Annotated in this window: 16 protein-coding genes; 6 read left to right on the top strand and 10 right to left on the bottom strand. The window is 37.8% G+C overall.

The window, feature by feature from the left end:
* Positions 1 to 38: 38 nt before the first annotated feature.
* A complete protein-coding gene (locus ABIB40_RS10875) occupies positions 39 to 902 on the bottom strand; it encodes a polysaccharide deacetylase family protein (RefSeq protein WP_354358908.1) in 864 nt (287 codons plus the stop codon).
* Between the two features lie 72 nt (positions 903 to 974).
* On the opposite strand from ABIB40_RS10875, the gene ABIB40_RS10870 reads away from it, so the two are divergent.
* The 4 genes from ABIB40_RS10870 to ABIB40_RS10855 all read left to right on the top strand — a co-directional run bounded on the left by ABIB40_RS10870 (position 975) and on the right by ABIB40_RS10855 (position 5,324).
* Positions 975 to 2,351 (top strand): TolC family protein, encoded by a 1,377-nt coding sequence (locus tag ABIB40_RS10870; RefSeq protein WP_354358906.1) that lies wholly within the window; start codon positions 975 to 977, stop codon positions 2,349 to 2,351.
* A gap of 32 nt (positions 2,352 to 2,383) precedes the next feature.
* Positions 2,384 to 3,715, top strand: coding sequence for an efflux RND transporter periplasmic adaptor subunit (locus ABIB40_RS10865; RefSeq protein ID WP_354358904.1), 1,332 nt, complete (start codon positions 2,384 to 2,386; stop codon positions 3,713 to 3,715).
* Between the two features lie 104 nt (positions 3,716 to 3,819).
* The gene (locus tag ABIB40_RS10860; protein WP_354358902.1) at positions 3,820 to 4,818 is read left to right on the top strand and encodes an NAD(P)H-dependent glycerol-3-phosphate dehydrogenase; all 999 of its coding nucleotides are present in this window, start codon (positions 3,820 to 3,822) and stop codon (positions 4,816 to 4,818) included.
* Between the two features lie 179 nt (positions 4,819 to 4,997).
* Positions 4,998 to 5,324, top strand: a complete 327-nt coding sequence (locus ABIB40_RS10855; protein WP_354358900.1) for a hypothetical protein — start codon at positions 4,998 to 5,000, stop codon at positions 5,322 to 5,324.
* A 52-nt stretch (positions 5,325 to 5,376) separates the two neighbouring features.
* On the opposite strand, the gene ABIB40_RS10850 is transcribed toward ABIB40_RS10855, so the two are convergent.
* The 9 genes from ABIB40_RS10850 to rpmB form a co-directional block, all read right to left on the bottom strand.
* Positions 5,377 to 6,435: an acyltransferase family protein gene (locus ABIB40_RS10850; protein WP_354358898.1), complete on the bottom strand. Its 1,059-nt coding sequence runs from the start codon at positions 6,433 to 6,435 to the stop codon at positions 5,377 to 5,379.
* Between the two features lie 264 nt (positions 6,436 to 6,699).
* Complete coding sequence (rimO, locus tag ABIB40_RS10845) at positions 6,700 to 8,043, bottom strand: 30S ribosomal protein S12 methylthiotransferase RimO (protein ID WP_354358896.1); 1,344 nt, start codon at positions 8,041 to 8,043, stop codon at positions 6,700 to 6,702.
* A gap of 89 nt (positions 8,044 to 8,132) precedes the next feature.
* Positions 8,133 to 8,495 (bottom strand): GxxExxY protein, encoded by a 363-nt coding sequence (locus ABIB40_RS10840; RefSeq protein ID WP_354359115.1) that lies wholly within the window; start codon positions 8,493 to 8,495, stop codon positions 8,133 to 8,135.
* Positions 8,496 to 8,662: 167 nt separating this feature from the next.
* Entirely contained in the window at positions 8,663 to 9,625 is a 963-nt protein-coding gene (gene ftsY / locus ABIB40_RS10835) for a signal recognition particle-docking protein FtsY (RefSeq protein WP_354358894.1), read from the bottom strand.
* Complete coding sequence (locus ABIB40_RS10830; protein ID WP_354358892.1) at positions 9,625 to 10,038, bottom strand: type II toxin-antitoxin system VapC family toxin; 414 nt, start codon at positions 10,036 to 10,038, stop codon at positions 9,625 to 9,627. The genes ftsY and ABIB40_RS10830 overlap by 1 nt, the downstream gene beginning before the upstream one ends.
* Complete coding sequence (locus ABIB40_RS10825; protein WP_354358890.1) at positions 10,038 to 10,265, bottom strand: hypothetical protein; 228 nt, start codon at positions 10,263 to 10,265, stop codon at positions 10,038 to 10,040. Before ABIB40_RS10825 ends, ABIB40_RS10830 begins: the two co-directional genes overlap by 1 nt.
* 107 nt (positions 10,266 to 10,372) lie before the next feature.
* Complete coding sequence (locus tag ABIB40_RS10820; protein WP_354358888.1) at positions 10,373 to 10,537, bottom strand: DUF4295 domain-containing protein; 165 nt, start codon at positions 10,535 to 10,537, stop codon at positions 10,373 to 10,375.
* 83 nt (positions 10,538 to 10,620) lie between these two features.
* Positions 10,621 to 10,803 carry a 50S ribosomal protein L33 gene (rpmG, locus tag ABIB40_RS10815; protein ID WP_010599807.1) on the bottom strand — a complete coding sequence of 61 codons (183 nt, stop codon included), beginning with the start codon at positions 10,801 to 10,803 and terminating at the stop codon, positions 10,621 to 10,623.
* Between the two features lie 43 nt (positions 10,804 to 10,846).
* Positions 10,847 to 11,080: a 50S ribosomal protein L28 gene (gene rpmB, locus ABIB40_RS10810; RefSeq protein WP_354358885.1), complete on the bottom strand. Its 234-nt coding sequence runs from the start codon at positions 11,078 to 11,080 to the stop codon at positions 10,847 to 10,849.
* 709 nt (positions 11,081 to 11,789) lie between these two features.
* Here rpmB and acs point away from each other — a divergent pair.
* Positions 11,790 to 13,685: an acetate--CoA ligase gene (acs, locus tag ABIB40_RS10805; RefSeq protein ID WP_354358883.1), complete on the top strand. Its 1,896-nt coding sequence runs from the start codon at positions 11,790 to 11,792 to the stop codon at positions 13,683 to 13,685.
* A gap of 106 nt (positions 13,686 to 13,791) precedes the next feature.
* The gene (locus ABIB40_RS10800; RefSeq protein WP_354358881.1) at positions 13,792 to 13,977 is read left to right on the top strand and encodes a CsbD family protein; all 186 of its coding nucleotides are present in this window, start codon (positions 13,792 to 13,794) and stop codon (positions 13,975 to 13,977) included.
* The last annotated feature ends 157 nt before the right edge of the window (positions 13,978 to 14,134 follow it).

Here is a 14,134-nt window from a genome sequence, read left to right as displayed (position 1 = left end):
TGCAGCATTTTTTCGAAATACTAACTACTAAATTGTTCTCAAAGCCTTTCAAAGCTAAACCCTCTTTCTGTAAAATATTTCAATACGCGTGGCAATGCATATTGTAATCTGTCAAATGCTTTTAAGCTGTCGTGAAAAACAATGATAGATCCGTTTTGGGTATTTATTATCACATTTTGATAACATTTTTCTGGAGCTAGGTTTGTGTCGAAATCTCCGCTAAGCACATCCCACATAATAAGGTGGAAGGCGGGAAGGTTTAGGGTTGACGGTTTAGGGTGTAAGGTTGATGGTTTAGGGTTTGGAGGGTAGAGGGTGGAAGGGTTTGGTTTAGCGGTTAGAGGGTAATGGTTAGAAGGCTGAAATTGAGGCTCTGACGACTTATTTCTGACTTCAAAGCTTAGAGTTTTTATGTCTGATTGCAGACTGCTGACTGCTGACTGCTCACTTCCGACCTCCGACTCCCGACCTCCGACTCCCTTCAGCTTCCTTATCTGCGATTTCTTAATCCTCCCGTAAGGTGGCCTGAACAAATTGGTTTGTGTTAAAGCTTGCGCTTCTAAAATATTTTTTATGTATGTTTCGTCATCTGTTTTCCATCCATTTAGGTGGTTAAACGTATGGTTTCCAATGGCATGACCAGAATTTACAACGGCATTAAATACATCTGGATGTTTGCGAATGTTATCGCCAATGCAAAAAAACGTTGCCTTAGCATTATAGGCGGCTAAAGTTTTTAGAACAAAGGGTGTAACAATAGGTATTGGTCCATCGTCAAAGGTAATATAAATGGTTTTTTCGCTGCGGGGTTTATTCCACAGCAATTGAGGATAATACCATTTTAAAAAGAAAGGACTTTTAACGAGGTACATAGCTGGCAAAGTTACTGAATAGCCGTGCACATTTAAAAGATTTAATTTCTTATTTTTGGCGGAATGACCACAAATGAGACGAGAACATTTAACCATTTATAGATGATTGGCAGAACAAACACAAATAGTAAATTAATGAAGATAGCGAAAAAAATTGGGGCGATAATATGTTGCACGGTTCTAGCTACTTGCTTTTTCATCCAAAATGCATCATCTCAAGAAGTTATTAGCTTACAGCAGGCGGTAGAAAAAACTTTGAATAATAACTTGCAGATAAAGCAGTCTCAGCTTGATGAGAGTTTAGCGGTAGAGAATCTAAGCCAGTCTAAATATGCGCTTTACCCAACATTGAATGGAAACGCAAGTGCAGGGAAAAGTTTTGGACAGTACAGAAACCAAACTACACTTGAAGTTACAAATCAGAATTCTACATCTATAAACGGGGGGCTAGATGCAGGAGTAGATCTTTTTCGTGGTTTCCAAAAGATTAATCAGATTAGACAAAATAGAATCTTGCTAGATGTTAATAAGACGGCTACCGAGAAAGTAAAGAACGATTTAGTGCTACAGGTAATTACCCAATATTTGCAAGTGTTGTATAACAAAGACTTCTTGCGGGCAGCTCAAGATCAGTTGATTGTATCTAATCAGCTGTTAAAAAGAGAGCAAGCTTTGTTAGATGCAGGAAGTAAAACCTTGGCAGATATTTCTTTGGCCAAATCTCAGGCTGCAACCAGCGAGTTGAATGTAACGAATGCGAACAATGCGTTAACCATTTCTTACATTACTTTAGCACAGTTGATGGACATACCTTCGTCGGCACGGTATGAAGTGCAAGCGCCGTCTTTAGATAAATTTAAAAAGATGCAAGACAGTATAGATGCCGAAGGGCTATACCAAAAGGCCTTGGGCGAATTTCCAGATATAAAATTGGCTAGCTTAAATACAGCTGCAGCAGCGAAGGGTATCGACATTGCCAAGGGCAACTATTACCCTTCAATATCTTTAGGAGCAGGTGTGCAAACCCTTTATTCAGATCCCAGTAGATTTGGAGGGACCTTCTCAGAGCAGCTGAATGATAATTTAGGTCAAAATGTTGGCTTGAGGTTACAAATTCCAATTTTTAATGGTTTTGCTGCACGATCCAGTGTAAGAAAAGCTAAGATTAATTACGTCCAAAGCCAAACGCAAGAGCAATTGGCAAAAAACAACTTAAATAAAGTCATCTATCAGGCTGTGGCCGATTTGAAAGGCGCCGACAGTAGGTACAGCTCTACGCTTAACGCCTTTAATGCTCAAAAGGATGCTTTCTACGCAGTAGAACAGCGCTACAACGTAGGTTTAGACAATAGCTTGGATTTTAACACAGCTCAAACCAATAGAAATAAGGCCGAGATTGATTTTATCCAGGCTAAATATGATCTATTATTTAGGGAAAAAGTGATTGACTATTATTTGGGCAAACCCATTACATTTTAATATTACCTCTTAAAGAAATTACGTTAAAAATTATGAAACTTAAACCAATACTTATCACGCTGGCCATTGTTGTTGTCCTGCTAATTGTTTTGAAACTTACCGGTGTTATTGGAGGCAAAAAGACAGAGAAAGTTACCGTACAAAAAGCCGCAGATAAAACGGTAATAGAAACAGTTACCGCAAGTGGAAAAATACAACCCGAAACGGAGGTAAAACTTAGCTCTGAAGTATCTGGAGAAGTTACAGAATTAAAGGTTAAAGAAGGCGATGTGGTTAAAGCTGGGCAATTGCTTTGTAAAGTGAGACCAGATGTACTTCAATCTGGTTATGATAGAACTGTGGCAAGTTATAATGCGCAAAAAAGTGCGGTGACAGCTTCAGAGCAGCAGTTGGCTCAAGCCCAAGCAAATTTTGCTAACCAAGAAACCATTTATAAGCGCAACACAGAGTTGTCTAAGAAAAAAGTAATTTCTGTTGCCGAGTTTGATGCAGCAAAGGCAGCTTACTTAACAGCAAAAGCTACACTGGCAAGCGCGAAAGCAAATGTTACGGGTGCAAAATATACCTTAGAACAAACTGGCGCAAATGTAAAAGAAGCTGGGGCAAATTTAGCTAAAACCACCATTTATTCACCAGTTGATGGTGTAGTATCTAAGCTTTCAATCGAGCTGGGAGACCGGATTTTGGGTACCTCTCAATTTGCGGGTACAGAAATTATGCGTATTTCTAATCTTGCCTCTATGGAGGTTAATGTAGATGTGAATGAAAATGACATTACCAGGGTTAAAGTGGGCGATAGTGCTTCTATTGATGTAGATGCTTTTAGCGAAAGGAAATTTAAAGGGTTGGTAACTGAGATTGCAAGTTCATCTACCGCGGTAGGTACGACCGCTAGTAATTCCGTAGATCAAGTAACAAACTTTGCTGTTAAAGTTCGAATATCCGAAAGTACTGAAGGCAAACAGACTTCTATTTTTAGGCCCGGTATGTCTGCCACAGTAGATATTCAGAGTGCGTCGTTAAAAGGTTTGTCGGTGCCAATCCAATCGGTTTTTACCGGTTCACCAGCTGATGGTGGTGGAAATAAACCTAATGATGACGCTAACAACTCTGATCAACAAAAAACAAAATTGAACGATAAAACCGTTAAACAATACGTTTATATAGTAAATGGAAACAAGGTAAAGAAAACACAAGTTACTACTGGCATTCAGAATGATCAAGACATTATTGTTAAAACAGGTTTAAAAGCTGGTCAAGAAGTGGTTACAGGCCCTTATGCTGCCATTCAGAATAAATTAAAAGATGGGATGGAGATAGAAAAAACCACAAAAGATAAATTGTTCAGCAAAGACGGAAAATAATAGGCATTTCCTAAATAATTGTATAAGTTTGAGCGCAGTATAAAAAACTGTGCTTTTTTGTGGGTATTTAGAAACAAATTACCCAGTTTCAAACTTATCTTATTATGGTGCCAAAAATTGCAATGATCGGCGGTGGCAGTTGGGCCACGGCCATGGTAAAAATGCTCGTGGATAATCTAGCCGATAAAGAAATTTACTGGTGGATGCGGAATGCAGATGCCATTGCCCACATCAGAAAATTTAAACACAATCCAAATTACATTAGTGCGGTAGAAATTAAGTTGAAGGATGAAAATATTTCCGACGACATTAATGAGGTGATTGCGCATGCAGATTATGTTGTACTTAATGTGCCCTCTGCTTTTTTAAAACAGAGTTTAAAAGGAATAACAACAGAGAACTTAAAGGGTAAAAAGATTATATCTGCTATTAAAGGTATTGTGCCTGAAGACAATTTGATTATCGGAGAATTTCTACACAAGGTTTACGACATTCCCTATCAAGATATTTTAGTGGTGAGTGGGCCATGCCATGCTGAAGAAGTGGCTCTAGAAAAACTCTCTTACTTAACGATTGCGTGTACCGATATAAGCAAAGCAGAAGACTTCGCTTCATTTTTAGATACGAGGTATATTAAGACCAATGTTTCTGATGATATTTTCGGGACAGAATATGCTGCAATTTTAAAGAATATTTATGCCATTGCAGCCGGTATTTGTCATGGCATTGGCTATGGCGATAATTTTCAGGCGGTGTTAATTAGCAACGCCATTAGAGAGATTAGCCATTTTGTAGATAAAGTCCACCCGATTTCAAGAGATATTAAAGAATCTGCCTATCTGGGTGATTTACTGGTAACCGCCTATTCTCAGTTTAGTAGAAACCGCACCTTTGGAAACATGGTTGGCAAGGGGTATACGGTAAAGTCTGCACAGCTAGAAATGAATATGGTTGCCGAAGGCTATTTTGCCGTACAGTGCATGCACCTAAAGCGGTGTAATTTCGAAGTAGAAATGCCTATTCTTAAAGCCGTGCACAATATTTTGTATAAAAACCATTCGCCGCACATAGAGATGAAGCTACTTGCAGAAAAATTAAGTTAGGCTTTCAGCTTTTTGTTAGCTGTAAGGTTACTACAGAAATAGAACTTTTTAAGGTTGTTTTGTTACTCATGCTGTCTATTCTTTTCGTTAGTCTGAGTGCAGCTTGCTTTTATTTTCTCCAACTCAAACAATGCGTTTCCAGTGATGTTTTCTACCTATAGTTTTAAAAAAGAAACACTATGAAAAACAGATTAGTAATGGGCATGTTGTCTTGCGCGTTGTGTGTAGGACTTAGCCTTGGCGCAAGCGCCCAAACAAAGAAAAATGCTGTGGAAAGAACGGCTGATAAAACTGGTAAAGTTGTTACTAAAGCGGCCAACAAAACGGCAGAAGTTGCCGTTAAAGGTGAAGCAAAGGTTACAGACAAGGTTTGGAAAGGTAAAATGGCTCCCAACGGTTCTGATGTTTACATCAACAATAAAAACAAAAAGTATTACGTAAACAAAAAGGGCGCTAAAATCTGGTTAAAGGCAAGTCAGATTAAAAATAGGCCAGAGAAAGATTAAGCCTACCTCAAAACATTTATCAATAAAGGCAGCCGTGATAGTCGGGCTGCCTTTATATTTTATCCGATAGTCGAAGCAAGGCCCGCTTAAAGCCGAGTCGGAATTTCTCTTCCACAAATTTGTAAATCAAAAAAGAAAGCAAAAGGGAAAAGCTGGTAGCCATTACTAGGATTACATATTTATTCACCAAGTTTCCCCACAACAAGAAAAACCCGACGCCAAAGCCATGTACTAGGTAAAGAGGATATGTCAATTTGCCGAGATGAGCCGAACGCCTTAAAAAATTAAAATTTAGTTTGTTTGTTGCAGACAAACTGAAAAATAAATAAAAGCAGCAGACGCAAGCAATAACAATGTAGGTGTTGAATAGATTTTTTGCCTGATAGAAATTGTTCATATCTGCGGTAATCCACACATCGTTTTTTATGTTTATAGTAAAACAAAGTATTAAGAGAGCAATCAATTTCCATTTTTCTGCGTAATTTATTTTCCATAAATAAAATAGCATTCCAGCAATAAAGCAGCAACTGTATTTTGGAATCAAAAAGAAAGAAAATGCATTTTTTGCTGCATCGAGGTTTATGCTGAGGGTGTAAAGAAGCCAGAGCAAAATAATCATTAGCAAGCTTCTCCACAACTTTAGGGCTACAAAGGCAAGTATAATAAAGTAAAATCCGAGTTCGTAAGTCAGTGTCCAAAACACTCCATTTAGGTTTTCTTTACCGAGAAACTCTTGAAACATAGTTAAATTAACCGCCAGCAGTTTAAAGGTTGTCGGGGCTGATCCTTGCAAATGGATGTTGCCAAAATAAAGAAATACAAAGGTAAAAAGGCAACAGATCCAGTAAGCTGGGTACAGCCTGGTAATACGAGAGATGACAAAATATTTTGGCGTTTTGTGCATAGAAGACATCAGCACCACATAACCGCTTATCATAAAAAATACATCAACACCCAAATAGCCATAACGGCTAATTTTTTCTATGCCGAAAAAAGGAGTCCCCATCATTCGGTTTGATGCAAACGTGTAATGGTAAAAAAGCACGGCTAGCGCTGCCAAAAACCTCATCACATCCAGTTCGTAGAATCTAGTTTTCTCTATTTTTTGCATTGAAACACCAATCAGATTTTTATCAGCGTTCGAATATAAAGTAAAAGTGTAAGAATCGAGAACGACTCATCCTTGTAAAGGATTGAAATTGCAACATATAAAAATCCGGTGCAACTTAACAGGCCGAACCTACAGCTCTTTGTTTCAGTTTGCCAATCGCCTAATTCTTAACGCCTAATGCCTCTTTTCAAAGATGCGTAGCTTCGGCAGATATCTTATCAGCTTTTGAAATCCACCTGATACCTATAACCTAATTCCTATCGCCTAAAACTTCATTTCAACCAGCGTACCATATAGATCGAAATCTTCTGCTCGGTTAATCTTAACGTTTACAAAGCTTCCGATTGCCGCGTAGTCTATTTTAGCGTCTATCAACACTTCGTTATCTACCTCTGGCGAATCGTATTCGGTTCTGCCGATAAAATAGTCGCCTTCTTTTTTATCGATAAGCACTTTAAATGTCTGTCCAATTTTCTGCTGATTGATGTCAAATGAAATTCCCTGTTGAATTTCCATAATCTCTTCCACGCGTTGCTGCTTTACTTCTTCTGAAATGTTATCTACCAAAGAATGGGCATGTGTTTTCTCTTCGTGAGAGTAGGTAAAACAGCCTAGTCGATCAAATTTTGTATTGGCAACCCAGTTTTTCATCTCTTCAAAGTCCTGTTCTGTTTCGCCCGGGTATCCACAAATTAACGTAGTACGCATGGCTATGTTCGGTACCTTGTCTCGTATTTGATTTACTAAATCTATTGTTTTCTGCTTGGTAGTACCTCGACGCATGGATTTCAGCATATTATCTGTAATGTGCTGCAAAGGCATGTCTAGATAATTGCAAATGTTCTCGCGCTCATTCATAGCATCCAAAATTTCCATAGGGAAACCACTTGGATAGGCATATTGCAACCTAATCCATTCTATGCCAGGAATATCCGACAAGCGGCGCATTAAATCATCTAAATTACGCTTTCCATAAATATCTAAACCATAATAAGTCAGGTCCTGGGCAATTAGAATAAGTTCTTTTGTCCCGTTTTTGGCTAGAATTTTGGCTTCGTTTACTAGCTCTTCTATCGGTCTGCTCAAGTGCTTTCCGCGCATTAGAGGTATCGCACAAAAAGAGCAGGGACGGTTGCATCCTTCTGCAATTTTAAAGTAGGCAAAATGAGAAGGCGTGGTTAGTAGGCGTTCGCCGATGAGCTCGTGTTTATAATCGGCGCCAAGTTCTTTTAAAATATCTTGTAAATCATTTGTGCCGTAAAAGGCATCTACATTGCTGATCTCTGCTGAAAGTTCTGGCTTATAGCGTTCGCTCAAACAACCAGTTACCACCACTTTGCCAATCTTGCCAGCCTCTTTAAGTTCGCTAAATTGTAAAATGGTATCAATTGATTCTTGCTTGGCATTGTCTATAAAACCGCAGGTATTGATAACCACAATATCATCCTTGCCCATTTTATCACTTTCGTGCACCACATTTAAATTGTTGCCGCGAAGCTGACCCATTAACACCTCAGAATCGTAAATATTCTTAGAACAACCAAGAGTAATTACGTTTATTTTCGGTTGTTTGAGCGAGACTTTACTTTTTAGTACTTTAGTATTCATATTATATTGTTTCCATTTCCTTTCGGTTTGATTCCACAGATTATAGAATTTCACAGATTAGAATAAGGTTTGAACATTATTTTTTTTCACTATACTGATATTCTTTTGACTTCGCAACTTGTATTGCCAAAGTTAATCAATAATCCAGTTTTAATTTTACTGGCTTTCAAGTAAGAAATGAGTTGGTTCTGAAATAGTTTTGGTTGAAATCCAGTAACAGATTTTAATTCGACTATTACTTTTCCCTCAACAACTAAATCGCACCTAAATTTTCCAATTATTTGATTTTCGAATGTTACAATGTATTCCTTTTCAAAATCGAACATTAACCGAGCTTGCGTGAGCTTTATTTTTAACGCATTGACATAGATTTTCTCTAAAAAACCGGGGCCTAATTGATTGTGAACATTATAGCAACAACCAATTATTTCTTGAGTGAGTTCCTTATGCAGATATTCGTCTATAATAAAATAACTAAATTATCTGTGAAATCTTTAAATCTGTGTTATCAAGCGCTTGCGTATTTTCTTTAAAGACTTCTCTAAAATTGAAATATCAAGAAACTATGTAATCTTCAAATCAATGTAATCAAGCGCTTCCGTATTTTTTATTAAATCGTTTAATCAAACAAGCTGTTTACAAACTCTTTTTTATCAAAAAGCTGTAAGTCACCCATTTTTTCTCCAACACCAATATATTTTACTGGTATTTTAAATTGATCTGAAATACCGATCACTACACCACCTTTTGCAGTGCCGTCTAGTTTGGTAATGGCCAAAGCATTTACATCCGTTGCTTCTGTAAATTGCTGGCATTGTTCAAACGCATTTTGTCCGGTAGAAGCATCTAGCACAAGTAAAATCTCATGTGGTGCTCCAGGAACTATTTTTTGCATCACCTGCTTTATTTTACCCAATTCGTTCATCAAGCCAACTTTGTTGTGCAATCTGCCTGCCGTATCAATAATGGCAACATCGTCGCCATTTGCAACGGCAGATTGTAATGTATCGAACGCAACAGAGGCAGGGTCTGAGTGCATTGGCTGCGCAACTACCCGAACGCCCACGCGCTCGCCCCAAAGTTTAATTTGTTCTACCGCTGCGGCCCTAAAGGTGTCGGCAGCGCCAAGTACCACTTTTAAACCAGACTCTTTTAATTTGTGCGCCAGTTTGCCAATGGTGGTGGTTTTGCCCACCCCGTTAACGCCTACCACCATAATTACATAAGGTTTATGGTCGCCATATTCAAATTGTCTAAAATCACTACTGTTGTTTTCTGCGAGCAGCAGTTGTATTTCGTCTTTTAAAAGATGGTTAAAATCTGATGTAGAAACGTATTTATCTTTGGCAACCCTAGCCTCTATTCTCTTAATGATCTTAAGCGTAGTTTTTACGCCAACATCACTAGTTACTAGAACCTCTTCAAGATTGTCTAACACCTCATCATCCACGGTAGATTTACCGGCAACGGCCTTGGTAATTTTACTTAAAAAGCCATCTTTGGTTTTTTCTAAACCTTTATCTAATGCTTCTTTGGCTTCGGGTGCTACTTCTTTCTTTTTAAAAAAATCAAATAAGCCCATTAGTTAATATGTTGTTTTAAAAATTCGGTTGGTGTTAATGTTGGTATTTGGCTTTTGTTAAAATCTTTTACGTTCCTCGTAACGATAATATCAATTTGGTTTAACTCTGCTGCTGCATTTTGTACAGCATCCTCAAAGTCTAAAAAGTTGGAATGGAGCGCAAAAATTATTGTATCATAGTTGACACCAACAATATTTATCGAGTTTATCAGTGCGATAAGAATATCTATCGTTTTAGCATGACCAATGTTTTTTTTACAGATATAATAAATATCAGTAAAAGTTGAAGCTAAGATAAATCCTTTAATGGATTCTCCATTTATTTTGCTCAATGATTCGAAAGAATCTTTGTAAAATGGTTGCCGCTTTAGGCTAATGTCTATGAAAATATTTGTGTCGAATAATACATTCATTACTTATGCTTCTCCATCAGATAATCATATTTAGCCTTGTCTGAGTCTATCCCCTCCAACACTCCAGAAAATTTACCAAGAAATATTTTCATGCTTTTCTTGGTTTTATTTTGAGATGCAGGATTTAAAATAATAACCTCTACTTCTTTATTTTTTACGTCAAAGTTATCTGGAATAATAATCGTTCCATTTTCAGAAACCTTGGTTCTAAACTTGTGTGCTTCCATAGCTTTGCTTTTATCAAAGATAGCGAATTATTCGTCGGACTTATTTCTTATACGAAAAAAGCCCTTCCTTATATTGGGAACGGCCTAAATTCTTATAAAAGGTAGAACTATGCTTCTTTCTGTAGAACGATAGCTTCCTTAACGTGGTCGTTATGCACCATCATTTGCTTAAATGTATAAGCACCTGTTTTTGGTGATCTAACCATACTAATTACTTTCGAATATTCTTTACCGGTACCGGTTTTTAGGGTTGCAACAACTTTCTTTGCCATGTTTTTTGTGTTTAAATGATTAAAATGATAGATTGACAGAAAAATAGGTTAACCCTAAACCTTCTACCTCTAAACCATCAACCTTATTTAATTTCTTTATGTACAGTTACTTTTCTCAACACCGGATTGAATTTTTTCAACTCCAATCGCTCGGTGGTATTTTTACGATTCTTGGTAGAAATGTATCTAGACATGCCAGGCATACCGCTTTCTTTATGCTCAGTACATTCTAAAATAACCTGAACTCTGTTACCTTTTTTTGCCATTTTATATGTTTTTTTAAGCTGCTAATGTAAACAGCAAGTATTCTTACAATTTTCCTTTTTTTACGAAACGGGTAATCGCTTCTGTAATGCCCACCTTATTGATGGTCTTAATTGCCGAAGTGCTTACCTTTAAGGTAATCCAACGGCCTTCTTCAGGAATGTAAAATTTCTGAAGCTGTAAATTAGGATAAAACCTACGCTTGGTCTTCACGTTCGAGTGAGATACGTTGTTACCCACCATCGCTTTTTTCCCTGTTAAATCACAAATTCTTGACATGACTCGTTTATATTGTTATGATCGCCGCTTAAATTTTTTAAGAGTGTGCAAATATCCGAAAAATAAACTTAAACGGCAATAGCGTTGCAAATTATTTTTTGTGGTTCACATCTCCCTCCCATACACCCCGTTTCTCTCAAATCAAATTCGATATATTCTTTTATGTCATGTATCTTCAATTTCAATGGAAACGTAATGTTTTCTAATGTGAATTCATTTTGAGTTGTAGATAGCTTATTTATTTTTATATCCACTGCTTAAAACCTCAATCCTATCAAAAATAGATTCAGTTGCCTTTTGCGTTTCTTTTGATTCCCCAACTGCTCCGTAAACCATTGGATCGTTGTTAGCTCCACCAAAGGTCTTAACTCCTAAAGTAATGTATACTACATTGCTAGGTTTTTTGCTTTTTCTAACCGTTATAGATACTATGTTTGTCGATTTATCAAAAATCGTATAATTCGATTTTTTAATTGTGTTTGTTAAACACTGTCCTTTAACCTTGGTTGATGCTATTGATTTGGTGTTTGCTGCAACAGCATATGCGAACGCGACAAATAGAGCAATTTTTTAATTTAACAAAAATAATGGATGGCAGCGAGATTGGCTGCAATTAAAACTACGTATTCATTTTGATGAGATTTGATTATCAAGGCTAAACATTAATTCGTTAAATTAGCCGCTACTAATCAAAACTAGAAAAATAGCAATGCAGATTACATCTTTTGAGCAATATGAAGCCGATTATAAAAAAAGTGTTGAAAACCCAGAGCAGTTTTGGGGCGAGGTGGCGCAGAATTTTCAATGGAGAAAGCCCTGGTACAAGGTGTTGTCCTGGAATTTCGAAGAACCAAGCATCAAATGGTTTCAAGGCGCTAAGTTGAATATTACCGAAAACTGTTTAGATAGGCATTTGGCAAAAAACGGAGATAAACCGGCCATTATTTTCGAACCTAACAACCCCGAAGAAGAAAGCGTTACCCTTACCTATAAAATGTTGCACGAGCGGGTTTGCAGGTTTGCAAATGTGTTAAAGCGCAACGGTGCCAAAAAAGGAGATAGAATATGTATTTATATGCCTATGGTGCCCGAACTTGCAATTGCCGTATTGGCGTGCGCACGTATTGGCGCTATCCATTCGGTGGTTTTTGGAGGCTTCTCCGCAAAATCTATCGCCGATAGGATTGTTGATGCACAGTGTAAATTAGTCATCACTGCTGATGGAGCGAACCGTGGAAATAAGCAAATTCCATTAAAAAATGTAATTGACGATGCGCTAATCGGTTGCCCCAGCGTAGAGAAATGTATTGTGCTTACTCACGTTCGTACGCCAGTATCTATGTTAAAAGGTAGAGATGTTTGGTGGGAAGATGAAGTGAAGCACGTAAACCACATTTGCGAGGCAGAGGAGATGGATGCAGAAGATATGTTGTTTATTTTATATACCTCTGGTTCTACGGGTAAACCAAAAGGCGTGGTGCACACTTGCGGTGGTTACATGGTTTATGCCGGGTACACCTTTAGCAATGTGTTTAATTACCAGCCAAATGAAGTTTATTTTTGTACTGCAGATATTGGTTGGATTACCGGTCATTCTTACATTGTGTATGGTCCCTTATCGCAAGGTGCAACTTCTGTTCTTTTTGAAGGTATTCCAACCTATCCAAACGCATCTAGGTTTTGGGATATTGTAGAAAAACATAAAGTAAATACCTTATACACAGCACCAACGGCTATCCGCTCTTTGATGAGCTTTGGCGATGAGCCTTTAAAGGGGAAAGATTTAAGTTCGCTAAGGGTTTTAGGGTCGGTAGGTGAGCCGATTAATGAGGAAGCTTGGCATTGGTACGATGAAAAGATAGGGAAGGGCAAGGCGCCGATTGTAGACACTTGGTGGCAAACAGAAACGGGTGGGATTATGATTTCTCCAATTGCTACTGTTACACCAACCAAGCCAAGTTTTGCTACGCTGCCGCTGCCAGGGGTGCAGCCGGTATTGGTAGATGAAAATGGTGCAGAAATTACCGGAAATGGTGTGATGGGAAATTTATGCATCAAATTTCCGTGGCCCGGCATGTTGCGTACCACCTACGGCGATCACGAACGGTGCAAGCTGACCTATTTTTCTGCCTACGAAAACTTGTATTTTACGGGAGATGGTTGCATGCGAGATGAAGATGGCTATTATAAAATTACCGGTAGGGTAGATGATGTGTTAAATGTTTCAGGACACAGAATAGGAACAGCTGAAGTAGAAAATGCCATAAATATGCACGCTGGTGTGGTAGAAAGCGCTGTAGTTGGCTATCCGCATGATGTAAAAGGACAGGGAATATATGCATTCGTAATTTTTCCAGAAATGCATGGAGATGAGGAATTATCTAAAAAGGATATTCTACAAACCGTTACAAGGGTAATTGGACCCATTGCTAAGCCCGATAAAATATTGTTTGTAAGTGGTTTGCCTAAAACAAGGTCTGGAAAAATTATGCGTCGTATTTTGCGTAAAATAGCAGAAGGAGACACAGATAACTTGGGAGACATTTCTACGTTGTTAGACCCAGAGGTGGTAAAAATTATTACTGCTGCTGCGAAGAACCTGTAAAAAATATTTTAATTTTTATTCCTAGTTAGGTCTTCCAGAAAAAACAATTTCTCGCGCTTGATGTTCTTTGAGTACAATCAATATTCAAACACTAAAACAAAAAAATATGGATAAGCTAGAAATTAAAGGAAAGTGGAACGAGATTAAAGGCAAAGTTAAACAAGCCTACGGCGACTTGACCGATGATGACTTAACGCACGAAGAAGGAAAAGACGATGAGTTGCTGGGAAAATTACAGAAGAAAACTGGCAAAGGCCGCGACGAATTAGTGACTTGGATAAATTCATTATAACGGTTCCAAGCCAAATATTAAAAGGCAATCTGAAAAGGTTGCCTTTTCTATTTTGCGTGTTTAATGAATCCAATCACTTATATAGAATCCATTAATTAATTTCACAAATAAATAGTATAATATACTGTGATATAGCTTTTTATTTTTAAACTTTGTG

The organism is Pedobacter sp. UYP30, from assembly GCF_040547165.1.
GTDB lineage: Bacteria > Bacteroidota > Bacteroidia > Sphingobacteriales > Sphingobacteriaceae > Pedobacter.
Note: the sequence above shows the minus strand (reverse complement) of the source record. Positions and strands in the feature narration are given on the sequence as shown.

Coding starts and splice junctions, on each gene's coding strand:
- ABIB40_RS10870 (WP_354358906.1), top strand. CDS start 975: ATGATTGGCAGAACAAACACAAATAGTAAATTAATGAAGATAGCGAAA.
- ABIB40_RS10865 (WP_354358904.1), top strand. CDS start 2,384: ATGAAACTTAAACCAATACTTATCACGCTGGCCATTGTTGTTGTCCTG.
- ABIB40_RS10860 (WP_354358902.1), top strand. CDS start 3,820: ATGGTGCCAAAAATTGCAATGATCGGCGGTGGCAGTTGGGCCACGGCC.
- ABIB40_RS10855 (WP_354358900.1), top strand. CDS start 4,998: ATGAAAAACAGATTAGTAATGGGCATGTTGTCTTGCGCGTTGTGTGTA.
- ABIB40_RS10850 (WP_354358898.1), bottom strand. CDS start 6,435: ATGCAAAAAATAGAGAAAACTAGATTCTACGAACTGGATGTGATGAGG.
- rimO (WP_354358896.1), bottom strand. CDS start 8,043: ATGAATACTAAAGTACTAAAAAGTAAAGTCTCGCTCAAACAACCGAAA.
- ftsY (WP_354358894.1), bottom strand. CDS start 9,625: ATGGGCTTATTTGATTTTTTTAAAAAGAAAGAAGTAGCACCCGAAGCC.
- ABIB40_RS10830 (WP_354358892.1), bottom strand. CDS start 10,038: ATGAATGTATTATTCGACACAAATATTTTCATAGACATTAGCCTAAAG.
- ABIB40_RS10825 (WP_354358890.1), bottom strand. CDS start 10,265: ATGGAAGCACACAAGTTTAGAACCAAGGTTTCTGAAAATGGAACGATT.
- ABIB40_RS10820 (WP_354358888.1), bottom strand. CDS start 10,537: ATGGCAAAGAAAGTTGTTGCAACCCTAAAAACCGGTACCGGTAAAGAA.
- rpmG (WP_010599807.1), bottom strand. CDS start 10,803: ATGGCAAAAAAAGGTAACAGAGTTCAGGTTATTTTAGAATGTACTGAG.
- rpmB (WP_354358885.1), bottom strand. CDS start 11,080: ATGTCAAGAATTTGTGATTTAACAGGGAAAAAAGCGATGGTGGGTAAC.
- acs (WP_354358883.1), top strand. CDS start 11,790: ATGCAGATTACATCTTTTGAGCAATATGAAGCCGATTATAAAAAAAGT.
- ABIB40_RS10800 (WP_354358881.1), top strand. CDS start 13,792: ATGGATAAGCTAGAAATTAAAGGAAAGTGGAACGAGATTAAAGGCAAA.